Raw genomic sequence first — 16,047 nt, forward strand, 5'->3', positions numbered from 1 at the left:
CTTCCCACCGGCAGGTCACCGCACGCGCGTGGCCCGGCCCTCCCGCCGGAGGGCCGGACCGTTCCACCGACCGGCCCGGAACCGCTGGGTGGGGCCGGCGGTGGGGCTGTCAGGCGCCTCGGTCAGTGCTTGTCGTTCTGACCGTCGCCGCCGTTCTGGTCGTTCTGGCCGTTCTCGGCGCCCGCGCCGGCCTCCTGGCCCGCGCCCTGGTCACCGGCGCCCGCGCCGTTGTCCTGACCGCCGGCCTCCTGGCCCGCGTTCTTGTCACCGGCGCCCTGGCCGGCCTGCTCGCCGCCGGCCTCCTGGCCCGCACCGGCCTCTTCACCGGCGCCCGCGCCGTTGCCCTGGCCGGCCTGTTCGCCGCCGGCCTCCTGGCCCGCGCCCGCGTCCTGACCCGCACCGGCCTCCTGGCCCGCACCCTGGTCACCGGCGCCCGCGCCGTCGCCCTGGCCGCCGGCCTCCTGGCCCGCACCCGCGCCGCCGCCCGCGCCACCGGCGCCGAGGGTCGCGCCGGTCGCCTCGAGGGCGGTGGTCACCGGCTGGAAGAAGGTCTCGCCGCCGACGGTGCAGTCACCGCTGCCGCCCGAGGTCAGACCGATCGCCTGGCCGTCCTGGGTGAACAGCGAGCCGCCGCTGTCGCCGGGCTCGGCGCACACGTTGGTCTGGATGAGACCGGTGACGGTGCCCTCGGGGTAGTTGACCGTGGCGTCGAGGCCGAGGACCTGGCCGTTGGAGAGGCCTGTGGTGCTGCCCATCCGGAAGACCTCGGTGCCGACGGTCGCCTCGGCGGCCTCGGTTATCGCGACCTTCTGCTGGCCGACATTGACCTCGCTCGGGGCCTGGGTGGCGGCGTCGTCGTACTTCACGAGTGCGAAGTCGCCCTCGCCCGGGAACACCGCCTGGTCGACCGTGCCGATCGGCTGGCCGTTCTCGGAGTCGGACCACTGTTCGGCCGCGACCCCGCAGTGACCGGCCGTCAGGAAGGCCGGGGAGCCGTCCCCGGCGGTGACGTTGAAGCCGAGGGAGCAGCGTGCTCCGCCGCCGAAGATGGCGTCGCCGCCGGAGACGAAGGGCTTGAACGTGCCGGCCGACTTCTTGATGGTCGCCATGTTCGCGCCGAGGCTGTTGACGGTGGACTCCAGCCGGTCCCACTTGCCGCCGGTGACGGTGGAGTCGGCCGTGACGAGGATCTTGTTCGTCTTGGGGTCGACGGCCCACGAGGTGCCCGGGATGGTCGCCTTGGCCTTGAGGGTCTGCGAGGCCGCCTTGAGCTCGGCCGGGCTGTTCTCGACCTGGCGGACCTGCGCACCCGCCTTCTTGGCCTGCACGACGACGTTGTTGTCGTCGCCGGAGACGTCGACGACGTTGACCACGAGCTGCTTCTGGCCGTCGTCGTAGTAGGAGCCGGCGAAGGCGTCGCCGAGGAGCTTCTCCAGCTGCGAGGCGAGGTCCGAGGCGTCCGAGGCCTTCAGCGTCCTGGGAGCGGCCGCCGCCGCGTTGTTGCCGTCCTGGGAGGCGTTGGCGTTGGGGAGCAGGAGTGCCGCAGCACCGAGCGCCGCCACGCCGCCTACCGCGATCGCGGCCTTACGCTTCGGAATTCGCTTGTGACTCAAAAAACTCGACCTCCTGGGGGACGGGGTCTGGCTGCCGGGGATCGGCAGCTCCGTACAGCGGCGCCTGGTTGCCGAGGAGTACGCGGGGGAGGCGGCCCGCGTTCATCCCGATTGCCAATTCTCTTTGCACAACGATGAATCGGCCATGACCGGAGTCCGACCGGGCGGCCCGGGGAACAATCGCCCATATGACGATGACGACCGCCGAAGCCGACAAGATCCTTTCCGACAGCTTCGCGCCCTGGGTGCAGGCCCTGGGCCTGAGGGTGGAGAGCCTCGGAGCCGACCATGCCGTTCTGCGTCTGCCCTGGTCACAGGAGTTGGCGCGAGAGGGTGGCGGGCTGTCGGGGCAGGCGTTGATGGCCGCGGCGGACACCGCCACCGTGATCGCCGTGTCGGCCGCCCGGGGGGCCTTCGTACCGATGACGACGGTGCAGCAGTCCACCTCGTTCCAGCGCGCGGTGGCCGATTCGAATGTCTTGATTCATGCGGTCCTCACCAAGCTGGGCCGCCGGATGGCGTTCGCCGACATCACCATGACGGCCGAACGGACGGGAGAACTCGCCGCCCGCGCCAGCACCGTGTACTCGCTTCTGGGTTGACGTCCGGTCAGCGAGGACCGCGCGCCGTTCGACGAGGGGTGCCGCGCCCCGCTCGGCGGGTGGCGCCGCGCCCCGCACAAAACACCGTCCGCATCCGGATGCTGACGCTCCGTCCATCACGGCAAGCGGAATCCCTGCTTCAGAGAATCTGCACACCGATTACCCACGCCGGTCACGGCGGGCAGGAGTTCTGCACATCCGCGCGCCGCCCTCCACGTCATTGGGGCGGGAGTGTCGGATTCGCCGCGCCCGCTCCGGCCGACCGGCCGGGCGGAGCCCGGCCGAGGTGTGAAGAAGTCGCCGACAAGCCGTGCCCGAACCTGCACGGTTCAACCGTCCTGTGACGCATGTTCCCTGGTGAGAGCGCTGATTGATTGGATGCGTCAGCCCCGGACCTGCTTTGATCCATCGCACCGCAAGGTCGCAGCGGCTCCCGGAGACGGGGGCCCGGCGTCCACGGTCGCGGCCGTCATCTGTCCCCAGAGGGGGCCGCTCCCCCCTTACGAGTTATCCATATGAAGGGAAGTTCCCCCATGAACTCCACCCCCCAGGTTGAGACCGTCGAGATCGCCGACGCCGACCTCGACAACGTCTCCGGCGGCCTGTCCGTGAACGCCCTGGGCACCGTCACCGGCCTGGTGGACGGCATCGCCCCGGTCTCCGGCGTGGTCGACACGGCCGTCGGCACCGTCGAGGGTGTCACCGGCCTGAGCACCGCCCCGGTCACCAACGTGGTCGCCGGTCTCTGATCGCACCACCTGTGACTTCTGAGTCCCGGAGCCGTCCCTCGGCTCCGGGACTCGTCGCCGTACCGGACCCCCCGAGAGAAGCCCGTGCAGTTCCGCCAACAGGCCCTAGCCAAGCTCCAGTCGCCGGAGGAACTCGACCTGCCGGTGCGGTTCGCGCGCCCCCAGGGCTGGCTGGTGCTGTCGGCGACCCTGATCGCCCTCGTCGCCGCTTCCGTATGGGCGGTGACCGGCTCGGTCGCCTCCACTGTGAGCGCCCCGGCCGTCCTCACCCACGGCGAGGGCAGCTACGTCCTGCAGAGCCCCGCCGCCGGCCAGGTCACCGCGGTCCTCGCGCGCGAGGGTCAGCGGCTGCCGGCGAACTCCCCTGTCCTCAAGGTGCGCACGCCCCAGGGCGAGACCGTGGTCCGCACGGTCGCCGCGGGCCGCGTCACCGCGCTCGCCGCCACCCTCGGACAGATCATCTCCACCGGCGCGAACGTCGCCGCCGTCGAGAAGGTCGCCCACGCCGACGACCCGCTGTACGCCACGGTGTACGTGCCCGCCGAGAACGCCGCCTCCATCCCCGAGGACGCGGCCGTGGACCTGACCGTGCAGACCGTGCCCGCCCAGCAGTACGGCGTGCTGCGCGGCCATGTGAAGGCGGTCGACCGCACGGCCCAGTCGGCACAGCAGATCGGCGCCTACCTCGGGGACAGCCAGCTCGGCGAGCAGTTCACCGAGGACGGCCGCCCGGTGGCCGTCCTGGTCCGCCTCGATACCTCCCCCTCGACGAAGAGCGGCTACCGCTGGTCCTCCGCGAACGGGCCGCCGTACCCGCTCGCCTCCATGACCATGGCCACGGGCTCGATCCGGCTGGCCGACCAGCGTCCCGTCGATTGGCTGCTTCCGTGACCACCACGCAGGAGACCCGGGGCAGACGGCGCGCGGCTCCGCCCCGCCGCACCGTCCCGAAAGGCCGCCGGGGGAGCGTCCGCACGCCCACCGTCCTTCAGATGGAGGCCGTGGAGTGCGGCGCCGCCTCCCTCGCCATGGTCCTCGGCCACTACGGCCGGCACGTCCCGCTGGAGGAGCTGCGCATCGCCTGCGGGGTGTCGCGCGACGGCTCCCGCGCCAGCAACCTGCTCAAGGCGGCCCGCAGTTACGGGCTGACGGCCAAGGGCATGCAGATGGACCTGGCCGCCCTCGCCGAGGTGAAGGCTCCGGCCATCCTCTTCTGGGAGTTCAACCACTACGTCGTCTACGACGGCATGGGCCGCCGCTTCGGCCGCCGGGGCGTGTTCGTCAACGACCCCGGCAAGGGCCGCCGGTTCGTGCCGATGGAGGACTTCGACGGCAGCTTCACCGGTGTGGTGCTGGTGCTGGAGCCGGGCGAGGACTTCGAGCGGGGCGGGCGCAGGCCGGGCGTGCTCGGAGCGATGCCGGCCCGGCTGCGCGGCACCGCGGGCACCCTGCCGGCCGCCGTCCTGGCCAGTCTGCTGCTGGTCCTGGTGGGTGCGGCGGTGCCGGCGCTCAGCCGCACCTACATCGACATGTTCCTGATCGGCGGCCAGACCTCGCTGCTGGACGTGCTGTTCGCGTCCATGGGCGCGTGCGTGCTGCTCACCCTCGCCCTGACCTGGTTGCAGCAGGCCAACCTGCACCACGGGCGGATCATCTCCTCGACGCTGTCCAGCGCGCGGTTCCTGCGCCATCTGCTCCGGCTGCCGGTGACCTTCTTCTCCCAGCGCAGCCCCGCCGACCTGGTGCAGCGCCTGCAGTCCAACGACGCGGTGGCCGAGACCCTGGCCCGCGACCTCGCCTCGGCGGGCGTGGACGCGGTGGTCGTCGTCCTCTACGCCGTCCTGCTCTACACCTACGACCCGCAGCTGACGTTCGTCGGCGTGGGCGTGGCCCTGCTGAACATCGTCGCCATGCGGATCGTGATCCGGCTGCGCGCGACCCGTACGGCGAAGCTGCGCGCGGACAACGCGCGGCTGACGAACACGGCGTACTCCGGGCTGCAGCTGATCGAGACGATGAAGGCGACCGGCGGGGAGGACGGCTACTTCCGCAAGTGGGCCGGGCAGCACGCCACGACGCTGGAGGAGCAGCAGCGGCTCGGTGTGCCGAGCGCCTGGCTCGGGGTGGTCGCGCCGACGCTCGCCACGCTGAACAGCGCCCTGATCCTGTGGATCGGGGGGATGCGGGCGATCGAGGGCCATATCTCGGTGGGTCTGCTGGTCGCCTTCCAGGCGCTGGTCACCCGGTTCACCGCCCCGCTGACCCGGCTCAACGGCGTCGCGGGCCGCATCCAGGACTTCGCGGCGGACGTGGCGCGGCTGAAGGACGTGGAGAGCTTCCGCGCCGACCCGCTGTACGACCGGCCCGGCGGCGCGGACTCCACGCGCCGGCTGCACGGGCACGTCGAGCTGGAGAACATCGCCTTCGGCTACAGCCCGCTGGACAAGCCGCTGCTGACCGGGTTCGACCTGAGCGTCGGGCCGGGGCGGCAGGTGGCGCTGGTCGGCGGCTCGGGCAGCGGCAAGTCGACGGTGTCCCGGCTGATCTCCGGCCTGTACACGCCCTGGGAGGGCGTGATCCGCATCGACGGCAGGCGGCTGGAGGACATCCCGCGCGGTGCGCTGGCGGCGTCCGTGTCCTTCGTCGACCAGGAGGTGTTCCTGTTCGAGGGCACCGTCCGCGACAACGTGGCGCTGTGGGACCCGTCGATCCCGGACGAGGCCGTGGTGGACGCGCTGCGGGACGCGGCGCTCTACGACGTCGTCATGCGGCGGCCCGGCGGCATCCGCAGCACGGTGGAGCAGGACGGCCGCAACTTCTCCGGCGGTCAGCGCCAGCGCCTGGAGATCGCCCGGGCCCTGGTGCGCCGGCCGAGCATCCTCGTCCTGGACGAGGTGACGAGCGCGCTGGACGCGGAGACCGAGCTGACGGTGATGGACAACCTGCGCCGGCGCGGCTGCGCGTGCGTGGTGATCGCGCACCGGCTCAGCACGGTCCGCGACAGCGACGAGATCGTGGTCCTTGAGCACGGCACGGTCGTCGAGCGCGGGCGGCACGAGGAGCTCCTCGCACGGGGCGGGGCGTACGCGGCGCTGGTCAGGGAGCGGTGAGATGACGGTCACGCACGAAGGGGACGTCGTCCTCGCCGCGCTCGGCACGATGGGCGCGCCGGTCGACTGCGCGGGGGCCGGGCGGCTCGACCTCGAAGGGCCGCAGGTGCTGTGGCTGGTCGCGGCGGGCGCGCTGGACCTGTTCGCGGTGGACGCCGGGCAGCAGGGCCACTGGCACCACCTGGGCCGGCTGGAGGCGGGCGCGCTGCTGCTCGGCCCGGTCGCCGGCCCCCATCACACGCTGGTGGCGCGGCCGTTGCGCGACTGCGTGGTGCGCCGTATCGACCTGCGCGAGCTGTACCAGCCCGCGAGCACCCAGACCTGGTCCTACGACGAGTACGGCAACCCGCAGTACGTGCCGCCGACGTCGAGCCCGCTGGAGTACGCCCTCGCCCTGGGCGTGGGCCGGGGGCTCTCCGTCCTCTTCCAGGCGCCGATGGCCTCGGAAGGGCCCTCGGAGGTCACCGACGACGACGTGTTCTGGATGCAGGTCCCGCCCGGCAGCGTGCAGTACGGCTCGCTGTACGGCGCGGAGGCCGCCGCCGATCTGCTGATGGACCCGGCGGTGTGGCAGTCCATGGTGGACCAGCAGTACCGGCTGCTGACCACGCTGGACCGTTGGATCGAGCAGCTGGAACGCACCCACGAGACCCGCACGGCCGCCGGCATCGAGGCCGGTGAGGCGGTGCGCGCGCGGGCCGACCGGACGTTGCTGGCCTCGATCGGCAAGAACGGCAGGAACGACAGGCAGGACGGGAAGGGGCCCCGGCGCGCCACGGCCGCCGACGCGGACGCCACGTTCGCGGCGTGCCGGCTGGTCGCGCGGGCCGCGGGGATCAGCCTCGTCGAGCCCGCCCCCGCGGGCGACGACGACGAGCGTCTCGACCCGGTCGAGCAGGTCGCCCTCGCCTCCCGGGTGCGCGTCCGCGCGGTGCGCCTCGACGGCCGCTGGTGGCGGGACGACGTCGGGCCGCTGGTCGGTCACCGGGCGCTGTCCGGCGCGCCGGTCGCGTTGCTGTGGCGGCGCGGCGGCTATGTGGCGGTCCATCCCGCGACCGGGCGGGAGACGCCCGTCGAGAAGGCGAACGCGGAGGAGTTCGAGCCGCGGGCCGTGATGTTCTACCGGCCGCTGCCGGAGAAGCGGCTGGGTCCGCTCGGGCTGCTGCGGTTCAGCATGCGCGGCACCGGCCGGGATCTGACGCACCTGCTGCTGAGCGGGCTGGTCACGGTGGCGATCGGGGCCCTGGTGCCGATCGCCACCGGCAAGGTGCTCGGCGAGTACGTGCCCAGGGCGCAGGCGGATCCGATCGTCCAGGTCTGTCTGGCGGTGATGGTCAGCAGTCTGGTGGCCGCGTCCTTCATGCTGCTGCAGAACCTCACCATCCTGCGGCTGGAGGGCCGCGTCGAGGCGACGCTGCAGCCGGCGGTGTGGGACCGGCTGCTGCGGCTGCCCACCAAGTTCTTCGCCGAACGCTCGACGGGTGAACTGGCGAGCGCGGCCATGGGCATCAGCGGCATCCGCCGGCTGCTGGCGGGGCTCGGCCCGTCGGTGGCGCAGGCGTCGACGATCGGCGCGATGAACCTGGGACTGCTGCTCTGGTACAGCGTCCCGATGGCGATGGCGGCGATCGGCATGCTGGTCGTGATCGCCGGCGTCTTCCTCGGACTCGGGCTGTGGCAGGTGCGCTGGCAGCGGCGGCTGGTGACGCTCTCCAACAAGCTGAACAACCAGGCGTTCCAGACCCTGCGCGGGCTGCCGAAGCTGCGGGTGGCGGCCGCCGAGAACTACGCGTACGCGGCCTGGGCGGAGCAGTTCGCCCGCAGCCGTGAGATGCAGCAGCGGCTGGGCAGGATCAAGAACCTCAACACCGTGCTGGGCGCGGTGTACCTGCCGCTGTGCTCGCTGTTGATGTTCATGCTGCTGGCGGGTCCGGCGCGCGGTGCGCTGTCGGCGGCGGACTTCCTCACCTTCAACACGTCGATGACGATGCTGCTGACCTCGGTGACCTCGCTGACGGGCGCGTTCGTGTCGGCGGTGGCGGCGCTGCCGCTGTTCGAGGAGATCCGGCCGGTGCTGGCGGCCTCGCCCGAGGTGCGGGCGGCGAGCACCCGGCCGGGCCCGCTGTCCGGAGCGGTCGAGGCCCGGCGGCTGTCGTTCCGCTACTCCGACGACGGTCCGCTCGTCCTGGACGACGTCTCCTTCGAGGTGGGCGCGGGCGAGTTCGTGGCGGTCGTCGGACCGAGCGGCTGCGGCAAGTCCACGCTGCTGAGGCTGCTCATCGGGTTCGACCGTCCGGTGTCGGGCAGTGTGCTGTACGACGGTCAGGACCTGGCGGCGCTCGACCAGTCGGCGGTGCGGCGGCAGTGCGGGGTCGTCCTCCAGCACGCGCAGCCGTTCACCGGCTCGATCCTCGACGTCATCTGCGGCACCGGCGCGTACACGCCGGAGGAGGCGATGGCGGCGGCCGAACTGGCGGGGCTGGCCGAGGACATCAAGCGGATGCCGATGGGGCTGCACACCATCGTCGCGGGCAGCGGGTCGGTGTCCGGCGGCCAGCGGCAGCGGTTGATGATCGCGCAGGCGCTGATCCGCCGGCCGCGCATCCTCTTCTTCGACGAGGCGACCAGCGCCCTCGACAACGAGACGCAGCGCACGGTCATCGAGAGCACCCGCAAGCTCAACGCGACCCGCGTCGTCATCGCCCACCGGCTGTCGACGGTGATGGACGCCGACCGGGTGATCGTCATGGAGAACGGCAAGGTCGCCGAGCAGGGGCCGCCGGCGCGGCTGCTCGCCGACCCGGGAGGGCGGCTGCACGAGCTGGTGCGGCGTCAGATGACGTGATGCCCGCGGGGCGGCCGACGCCCGGCACGGGCATGGCGGTGTGGGCCTGGGTACTCGTCCGGTCATGAGAATGAGCGTCCTGGACGTGGGGTCCAACACGGTGCGGCTGGTGGTCGCGGATGCGCAGGACGGGGTCCCGCTGCCGGTGCACACGGCGAAGTGGCGGCTGCGGCTGTCCGAGAGCGTCAAGCCCGGCGAGCCCATCCCGCAGGAGTGCGTGGAGCGGCTCGTCGCGTCGGTCGCCGCCGCGAGCCGCGCCGCGACCCGGTGGGGCGCGGCGAGTCCGTTGGCCTTCGCGACGGCCATGGTGCGCAACGCCCCCAACCGGCGGGAGGTGCTGCGCACGGTCCGTACCCGGACCGGCGTCCCGCTGTGCACGCTGCCCGGTGAGGTGGAGGCCGAGCTGACGTTCCTCGGGGCCCGCCGCTGGATGGGCTGGCGGTCGGGGCCGCTCGCGCTCATGGACATCGGGGGCGGTTCGTTCGAGGTGGCGTTCGGGCGGGGCCGGCTGCCGGACTTCGTGGCCTCGCTGCCCCTCGGGGCGGGCCGGCTCACCCACGAGCATTTCGCTGAGGAGGACCCGCCGTCGCCGGAGCAGGTGCGGGCGCTGCGGCGCAAGGTCCGTCACCAGCTGCGGGACGTGGCCGCCCGGATCCGCTGGGAGGGACCGCGCACGGCGGTGGCCACCTCCCGTACGTTCCAGCAGCTCGGCCGGTTGTGCGGGGCGCCGCCCGGACGGCACGGGCCGTTCGTGCCGCGTGTCCTTCGCTCCCGGGACCTCGGCGAGGCGGTCACCCGGCTCGCGGCGCTGCCCGCCGCCGAGCGGGCCCGGTTGCCCGGGATCTCCGCGCCGCGCGCGGCTCAGAGCCTTGCCGGGGCGGTCGTGGGGCATACGGCCATGAAACTGGTCGGGCTGAAGACGGTCACCGTCTGCCCGTGGGCGATCCGCGAGGGCGTGCTGCTGCGGCACATCGAGGACGGCGCGTCCTGGTGGGCGGAGGTCACCCGGCACTCCGAGGAGGCCGCGCCCCCCGACCCGGTGCCACTGCGGATCGCCGCCGCGAAGAACTGAAGGGAGCCACCCATGTCGGACGACAGCCAGCGCCCGGAGAACGAGACCGCGCTCGAAGAGGTGATGCGGGAGATCGAGGAGGCGGAACTGCGCTCCGACGACTCCCCCGAGGCCCGCCACCACCGAGGCGAAGCCGCAGAGGCCATCACCCCGAACCCCGACGCCCAGAACCGGTCCGAGGGCGACTGACGCGTCTCCCGCGCCCCCCGGGACGCCTGCTGCGTCCCGGGGGGCGCGGGGCCGGCAGCGTCTGCGGGGGTGCCCCAGGCTCACACTGGGTACCCGGCCGCCATGTCACACGTCACCGAAGGCCCCCGCCTCCCGGCCGCGAGAGGTCCCCTCTCCTCGGCCGTACGGGAGTACCTCCTGGGCACGGGCCCCCGGCCCGCCCCGGAGGCCGCCCTCGCCGCACCCCCTTACGGCGACGACCTCCAGCTGGCCCTCTATCTCTGCTACGAGCTGCACTACCGCGGCTTCGCCGGCGTCGGCGCCGACCGCGAATGGGACCCCGCCCTCCTGGAGCTCCGGGCCGCGCTGGAAGACCGCTTCCTCTCCGCCCTGCGCGAGGACACCCCCGTGCACGACACCGTCGAGGACGCGCTCGCGGAGCTGCTCGTGGAACCGGTCGACGGCGCGGGCGTCTCTCACTTCCTCCGCGACGAGGGCGAGTTGTGGCATCTGCGGGAGTACGCGGCGCAGCGGTCGCTCTACCACCTCAAGGAGGCCGACCCGCATGCCTGGGTGCTGCCCCGCCTGTGGGGCCGGGCGAAGGCGGCGATGGCGGCGGTGGAGTTCGACGAGTACGGCGGCGGCCGCCCCGACCGCGTCCACGCGCGCCTGTTCGCGGACCTGATGACCGACCTCGGTCTGGACACCGCCTACGGCCGCTACCTGGACGCGGCCTGCGCCGAGACGCTGGCCACCGTCAACCTGATGTCCCTGCTCGGCCTGCACCGCTCCCTGCGCGGCGCGCTGGTCGGTCACTTCGCCACGGTCGAGATCACCTCCTCCCCCGGCTCCCGCCGCCTCGCCGAGGCGATGCGCCGCGCGGACGCCGGGCCGGCCGCCGCGTACTTCTACGACGAGCACGTGGAGGCCGACGCCGTCCACGAGCAGGTCGTACGGCACGACGTGATCGGCGGGCTGCTGGAGGAGGAACCGCACCTGGCCCCCGACATCGCCTTCGGCGTCGGCGTCACCGGCCTGCTGGAGGACCGCCTCGCCGACCGCCTGCTCGGCTGCTGGCGTGCGGGGCGCTCCTCCCTGCGCACTCCCCTCGGTTCCGGTTTGGCCCATATTTCCTGAAGGTCGGGGTACTTGGTCGCCGTGAATCCGCTGGTACCGCCGGGCGTGTACGCCCCTCAGGAGGACACCGACCTGCTGGCAGGCGCGTTGTCCGAAGAAACGCTGGCCCCGGCCGCGCACGTCCTCGACGTGGGGACGGGCTCCGGCGCGCTCGCCCTGGAGGCCGCGCGACGGGGAGGCCGGGTCACCGCCGTCGACGTGTCCCGGCGGGCGGTGTGCGCCGCGCGCTGGAACGCCCGGCGGGCCGGCCTGCCGCTGCGGGTACGGCGCGGAAACCTCTTCGAGCCCGTGCACGGGGAGTCCTTCGACCTCATCCTGACCAATCCGCCGTACGTCCCGGCCCCGGCCGGCGCCGCGCGGCCGCGCGGGTCCGCGCGGGCCTGGGACGCCGGCGGGGACGGCCGGATGGTCCTGGACCGGATCTGCCGGGAGGCACCCGCCCTGCTGCGGCCCGGCGGGGTGCTGCTCATGGTGCAGTCGGCGCTCAGCGATCCCGACCTCACCCTGGCGCATCTGCGCGCGACCGGGCTCAAGGCCTCCGTCACGCGCCGCCGCCGTATCCCGTTCGGCCCGGTCCTGCGCTCACGCGCGGACTGGCTGCGGCGCCGGGGGCTGCTCTCCGCCGACGAGGACGACGAGGAACTGGTGGTGGTCCGTGCCGAACTCCCCCACTGACCGGCCCCGCCGGATCAGCATGCAGCGCAAGGGCCCCCTGCTGGTGGAGGGTCCCGTGGAGGTGGAGCTGGAGGACGGCTCCGTCGTCGCGTCCGACCGCTTCCGGGTGGCTCTGTGCACCTGCCGCCGCAGTCGCCGCTACCCGTGGTGCGACACCAGCCACCGCGACCGCGCGTAGTCGCCCCGGGGGTCGCGATCGTATACGACCGGACAGCGGACGGGGCCCGTCCGGCGGATCGCGCCGGACGGGCCCCGAGGCGGGTCGAAGGACCCTGGGTGATCCCCAGGGGACGGCGGGCGGCCCCACTCCGCCCGGTCCGCCCCCTGGGGGCGAGATCGCGGTGTCCCGTGTCCAGTGGCTCGCACTCCCCACGTCACGAGCCTCTCGCGGCGTCCACAGGAGCCACGCGATCCCGGTCTCAGAAGGCGAAGAGGCGGCTCCCGGAGGAGTTCTTCATGCACTCGTTCGCGAAGGTGCGCTCGTAGGAGACGCGCTTGCCCTGCCACACGCCGTCGACGGTGACGACGACGGGGTCGTACTGCCGCGTGCACATCACATCGCTCGTGCCGCTCGCCAGCGCCTCGAAGTCACCGCCGGCGGCGCGCAGTTCGGCACAGGCCAGGGCGGGGGCCGGATGGCTTCCGGAGGAGCCGGGCGCGCAGGTCAGGGTGACGGCACGGGCCGGGCTGACGGCGGCGGCGCTCTCGCCGTGCCCGAGGGTCAGCACCAGGGCCGACGGGGCGTACAGCGAGTCCGGGGCGGCCTGGGCGGCGAGCGCGGACCCGGTGAGGGGTCCGCAGAGGGCGGTGGCCGTGAGGCCGATGGTCGCTGCCCAGCGCGCGGTGTTCCGCATTGTGTGCATCCTTCCGCTCGATTCGGTGCCGGCCGGCGTCGGTGGTGCCGGACGCGGCGAGCGCGAGTCTGCCGAGAACGCAGCCGAATCTCACATCGACCCCACAGGTTTCAGTAACCTTTGGTGTTCAAGCAGTGGCGTGAAGTTACAGCCTTTGACCGTTTCAAGCCCGGAAGCAAGCGCTTCGTGATCCCTCGATCCGCCTCGGTGACCGGTTTTCATACGCTCGTTAATAGTCCGGAAACATTCCGCATCCCGGCCGACCGGGCCCCCGGACGGCGCCGCACCGCACCGGGGACCCGATCCCGATCCCGGTATGGCACCGCTCGTGGAGCGCCCCTCAGGCCGTGCGGTCCGGCAGTTCGACCGGCTGGGCCTGGGGCGCGCCGGTGCCGGTGATCTTCAGGGAGCCGGGGCTGGCGGTGACGGCGTCGGTCAGCCAGCGCTGCCCCGTGGAGCGGTCGCGGACCTTGACGACGACGTCGGTGCCGGGCTCCTCGTCCGCGGAGCCGAGCGCGAGGTTGCCGTCCCAGCGGGGCAGCAGCTCGCCCTGCGCGGACAGGTCGTAGCGGACGTCGGCGGCACGGCCGTCGTCGGCCTCCGCGCAGGCGCCGAGGATGACCACACCGGCGTCCGCGCGCGAGTCGACGCACAGGGCGGGGTCGGCGGCGCTGCGCAGCTGCCCGTCACCCTGGTACGACCACCGCTGCGAGGGCTCGGAGCCGCAGTCGTCCAGCTCGACCGCCGCACCCGGCCGGACCTCGCCGCCCCGGACGTCCATGCAGAGGTCGGCGGCGGCGTTGCGCAGCCGGGTCTCACCGGGCACGGTGGGCAGTCGCGCGGTGTCCGGGGCAGAGCCGTCCGGGGCGGGAGCCGTCTGGGAGCCGGCGCCAGAGGCGGCGCCGCCGGAGGTGCTGGTGGAGGCGGCGGGGTCGGCGCCGCCGTCGTCCGGCCACATCCCGGCGGCGAGCAGAGTGGTCAGCAGACCGGCGGAGGCCAGGCCGACGCCCGTGATCAGGGCCTTGGGGGACTTGGGGCCGCCGGAGTCGCGCCGGCCGGGCGTGGGTATGCGTTCGAGCAGCGCGCCGGCGCGTCCGCCCTTGCGTGCACGCCCCTCGCCGGACGCGCGCCGGCCGCCGCGTGGCCGGCCGCCGCCGTGACGGGCGGAGCCCCGGAGACGGACGCTCTGCCGGCCGGCGCGGCCGGGCCGCGAGTCGACGTAGCGGCGGCCGCCCCAGCCGAGCACGGCCTCGGCGAGCAGCACGCCCAGATCGCCCTCGAAGTGGCCGAGCTGCTCGGCCGCGGCACGGCAGTAGCGGCAGGCGTCGAGGTGCTGGCGGACGTCCGGCAGGAGTTCGCCGCCGCGGCCGATGGGGACGTCGAGAAGGCGGTTGTAGAAGCGGCAGTCCTTGCTGGGGGCGAGTTCCCGATGGGCGCGGACACAGCCCTCGCGGAGTTTGTCCCGGGCCTGTTCGTGGACGGAGGCGACGGTGTCGGTGTCCATGCCGAGCAGACCCGCGGCGACGGTGATCGGCTCGGCCTCGACCTCCATGTGCCACAGGACGCAGCGGGCGACGGGAGGCAGGCTCTGGAAGGAGTGTTCCGCGAGGACCCGGTTGTCCGGGATCATCGACTTGGCGGTCCGCATCCCCCGCGCGCCCGCCGGCTTGCGCAGTTCGGGCAGCACCCCTGACAGCCCCTCGTCGGCGGCCCAGATCCGGATCGTGTCCCTGACGGTCACCAGCAGGCGCGGGCGCAGTCCGGTGCCGGGCTCGCCCAGCTTGAGCCGGTCGAAGACCTGGTGGAAGGCGGCCGTGGTGACCATGGACGCGGAGGCGGCCGAGGTGGCGAGGCAGATGACCGCGTACTCGTGCACCGGCTGCCAGTGCCGCGCGATGAGCAACGCGGTGGACTGGGCGACCTCGCTGTCCGTGCCGCTGCGGGTACCGGCGGCCAGGGACTCGTCCGATTCTCCGGGGCCCGTGCCGGGCGGGGGGTAAGGAGGGCGAGGAGGTTGCGGGTTGAGCACTGAGCGGCGTCCTTCGGTATGTACCTGTCCGGCACGGCGCGGAGCACGCGTTCGCCTCCGCCGGCGAACGCGGGGCGCCCGGCCCCCGGCCCCCGCACGAGTGGTTCACCTTCGCACAACTGAGTCGTGCGCAACAAGCTGCCGGGGTTTCCCGGCCACTGTTGAAAGAAAGTCGATAAGACGACCGTGAATTTGTGCCCGATTGTGGGCCTCGTGGTCCGTCTCCGTCGCGATGTCAGCAGTACCGGGGGGCACTTGGCGCCCCGTGTGAAACTCACGCACGCGCCCGCGTGACGCACACGTTCCCGGCGTGAGCCGTCGCGTAGTGGACTGGGGGGCGCGGCCCTTCCTCGGAGGCCCCGCACGGGAAGGCGGCTCTCCCGTGCGAAACGGCCGCCGGCCGTGTTCCTCCCGCCCTCGGCCGGCGGCCCGGAGGGCTCTCCCAGGGAGTGTCCCGCCGACGCCGGTGATCGATGACATTTAGATCTGGCAGGACCTGAGCCGGTCAGGTGATCGAGGACGCCTACGAGACAGCCCTTAGATCTGCCAGGACCTGAGCCGGTCGGCCGCGCCGTAGACGTCGGTCCTGCCGCCGATCAGGTCGCGGGCGAGGTCGACGAGGGCGCCGTAGGGCGGGTCGATGCCGACGCCGCTGACGAACATGTAGGCCACCGCCGTGGCGCAGGCGAAGCGGGCGTTGGCCGACGGCAGGGGCCTGAGCAGCGCGAGGGTGTGCAGCAGCGCGGCCGCCCGCCAGGCGGGGTCGGAGTCCACGCCGAGCCGGGGCGGGTCCACCCGGTGCCGGGCGACGGCGGCGACCAGCGCGGAGAAGTCGTTGACGGCCGGCTGGTCCGGCAGGACCTCTTCATGGCGCTGGAGCAGCCACGGCACGTCGATGTGGATGACGGGCGCCATCGCTCAGGCGACCCGCCCCGCGCCGGCGGCGGGCGCCTCGTCGTCCGGGAAGGCGGCCGCGAACTCCTCGGCGTGGGAGGCGAAGAACCGCCGGAAGGCCTCCGCGCCTTCCTGGAGCGCCCGGTGCCGGGCGATGTCGGCGGCGGCCGCCTCCCGGACGAGCGCCTTCATCGACGTGCCGCGTTCCTTGGCGATCTGCCGCAGGTCGTCCAGCTCGCGATCGCTGAACTCCACATTGAGGGCTGGCATGCCCCTCACGGTACCTTTCGGGTACTCGA

General features: G+C 73.0%; 15 protein-coding genes. 10 read left to right on the plus strand and 5 right to left on the minus strand.

Annotated elements, in window-relative coordinates:
• Positions 1-122: 122 nt before the first annotated feature.
• Entirely contained in the window at positions 123-1,613 is a 1,491-nt protein-coding gene (locus tag ACIRS4_RS10275) for a S1 family peptidase (protein WP_404192757.1), read from the minus strand.
• Positions 1,614-1,801: 188 nt separating this feature from the next.
• Here ACIRS4_RS10275 and ACIRS4_RS10280 point away from each other — a divergent pair, with 188 nt between their 5' ends.
• The 10 genes from ACIRS4_RS10280 to ACIRS4_RS10325 all read left to right on the plus strand — a co-directional run bounded on the left by ACIRS4_RS10280 (position 1,802) and on the right by ACIRS4_RS10325 (position 12,149).
• Positions 1,802-2,215 carry a PaaI family thioesterase gene (locus tag ACIRS4_RS10280; RefSeq protein WP_404192760.1) on the plus strand — a complete coding sequence of 138 codons (414 nt, stop codon included), beginning with the start codon at positions 1,802-1,804 and terminating at the stop codon, positions 2,213-2,215.
• A 533-nt stretch (positions 2,216-2,748) separates the two neighbouring features.
• Positions 2,749-2,964 carry a type A2 lantipeptide gene (locus tag ACIRS4_RS10285; RefSeq protein WP_404192763.1) on the plus strand — a complete coding sequence of 72 codons (216 nt, stop codon included), beginning with the start codon at positions 2,749-2,751 and terminating at the stop codon, positions 2,962-2,964.
• 84 nt (positions 2,965-3,048) lie between these two features.
• Positions 3,049-3,855: an HlyD family efflux transporter periplasmic adaptor subunit gene (locus ACIRS4_RS10290; RefSeq protein WP_404192766.1), complete on the plus strand. Its 807-nt coding sequence runs from the start codon at positions 3,049-3,051 to the stop codon at positions 3,853-3,855.
• Positions 3,852-6,074 carry an NHLP family bacteriocin export ABC transporter peptidase/permease/ATPase subunit gene (locus ACIRS4_RS10295; RefSeq protein ID WP_404192769.1) on the plus strand — a complete coding sequence of 741 codons (2,223 nt, stop codon included), beginning with the start codon at positions 3,852-3,854 and terminating at the stop codon, positions 6,072-6,074. The genes ACIRS4_RS10290 and ACIRS4_RS10295 overlap by 4 nt, the downstream gene beginning before the upstream one ends.
• Position 6,075: 1 nt before the next feature.
• Complete coding sequence (locus ACIRS4_RS10300; RefSeq protein WP_404192772.1) at positions 6,076-8,919, plus strand: NHLP bacteriocin export ABC transporter permease/ATPase subunit; 2,844 nt, start codon at positions 6,076-6,078, stop codon at positions 8,917-8,919.
• Positions 8,920-8,983: 64 nt separating this feature from the next.
• The gene (locus tag ACIRS4_RS10305; RefSeq protein ID WP_404192774.1) at positions 8,984-9,991 is read left to right on the plus strand and encodes a Ppx/GppA family phosphatase; all 1,008 of its coding nucleotides are present in this window, start codon (positions 8,984-8,986) and stop codon (positions 9,989-9,991) included.
• Between the two features lie 12 nt (positions 9,992-10,003).
• Positions 10,004-10,180: a hypothetical protein gene (locus tag ACIRS4_RS10310; RefSeq protein WP_404192776.1), complete on the plus strand. Its 177-nt coding sequence runs from the start codon at positions 10,004-10,006 to the stop codon at positions 10,178-10,180.
• A 102-nt stretch (positions 10,181-10,282) separates the two neighbouring features.
• Positions 10,283-11,296, plus strand: a complete 1,014-nt coding sequence (locus tag ACIRS4_RS10315; RefSeq protein ID WP_404192779.1) for an iron-containing redox enzyme family protein — start codon at positions 10,283-10,285, stop codon at positions 11,294-11,296.
• A 12-nt stretch (positions 11,297-11,308) separates the two neighbouring features.
• Positions 11,309-11,971, plus strand: a complete 663-nt coding sequence (locus ACIRS4_RS10320; protein WP_404192782.1) for a HemK2/MTQ2 family protein methyltransferase — start codon at positions 11,309-11,311, stop codon at positions 11,969-11,971.
• Positions 11,952-12,149 carry a CDGSH iron-sulfur domain-containing protein gene (locus tag ACIRS4_RS10325; RefSeq protein ID WP_404192785.1) on the plus strand — a complete coding sequence of 66 codons (198 nt, stop codon included), beginning with the start codon at positions 11,952-11,954 and terminating at the stop codon, positions 12,147-12,149. The genes ACIRS4_RS10320 and ACIRS4_RS10325 overlap by 20 nt, the downstream gene beginning before the upstream one ends.
• Before the next feature lie 241 nt (positions 12,150-12,390).
• Here the strand turns inward: ACIRS4_RS10325 and ACIRS4_RS10330 are convergent, their stop codons facing one another.
• The 4 genes from ACIRS4_RS10330 to ACIRS4_RS10345 form a co-directional block, all read right to left on the minus strand.
• The gene (locus ACIRS4_RS10330; RefSeq protein WP_404192788.1) at positions 12,391-12,825 is read right to left on the minus strand and encodes a protease inhibitor; all 435 of its coding nucleotides are present in this window, start codon (positions 12,823-12,825) and stop codon (positions 12,391-12,393) included.
• Between the two features lie 340 nt (positions 12,826-13,165).
• A complete protein-coding gene (locus ACIRS4_RS10335) occupies positions 13,166-14,854 on the minus strand; it encodes an RICIN domain-containing protein (RefSeq protein WP_404192790.1) in 1,689 nt (562 codons plus the stop codon).
• A gap of 537 nt (positions 14,855-15,391) precedes the next feature.
• Positions 15,392-15,769: a toxin Doc gene (locus ACIRS4_RS10340; RefSeq protein ID WP_404192793.1), complete on the minus strand. Its 378-nt coding sequence runs from the start codon at positions 15,767-15,769 to the stop codon at positions 15,392-15,394.
• A gap of 3 nt (positions 15,770-15,772) precedes the next feature.
• Positions 15,773-16,018: a hypothetical protein gene (locus tag ACIRS4_RS10345; RefSeq protein ID WP_404192795.1), complete on the minus strand. Its 246-nt coding sequence runs from the start codon at positions 16,016-16,018 to the stop codon at positions 15,773-15,775.
• Between the last annotated feature and the right edge of the window lie 29 nt (positions 16,019-16,047).

The sequence above is a fragment of the Streptomyces sp. NPDC101166 genome, from assembly GCF_044768125.1.
Classification (GTDB): Bacteria; Actinomycetota; Actinomycetes; order Streptomycetales; family Streptomycetaceae; genus Streptomyces.